Source organism: Xenorhabdus santafensis (genome assembly GCF_033949405.1).
In the GTDB taxonomy this organism is placed as follows: Bacteria; Pseudomonadota; Gammaproteobacteria; order Enterobacterales; family Enterobacteriaceae; genus Xenorhabdus; species Xenorhabdus santafensis.
In genome coordinates this window covers 1-318 of record NZ_VCDN01000544.1, presented here as the reverse complement: position 1 = coordinate 318, position 318 = coordinate 1, and the positions used below count along the sequence as shown (strand labels likewise).

The 318-nt window shown below is 33.0% G+C and carries 1 protein-coding gene; it reads right to left on the bottom strand.

The window, feature by feature from the left end:
• Positions 1 to 262: HTH domain-containing protein (locus tag FE392_RS23350; RefSeq protein ID WP_319932049.1), on the bottom strand; the 262-nt coding region annotated here is incomplete at its 3' end.
• Positions 263 to 318: the final 56 nt, after the last annotated feature.

Below are 318 nucleotides of genomic sequence, written 5' to 3'. Positions count from 1 at the left end.
CTATCATTAAAACACGCTGCAGAATGTACGCTATTCTTTCTTCATAAGAAGTTGGGATCTTTTCCATCTGTTTTTGAAATAGACTCACACAAAAGTCTTCAAATTTCTTCGTTTGTATAATTTCTAATTCGTACCCAGTCCCTCTTTGCGATTCGATTTTCGCTCCGTTTTCTTCCAATATATCATTTAATAATTTTATATCTTTTTGAATCGTCTTCGTTGATACATGTAATCGGTTCGCTAAAAAAGCTCGATTTAACATCGATTTCTCTTCTAAAAACTCCTCTAAAATAGAAATTAATCGCTGATGCACCTTTG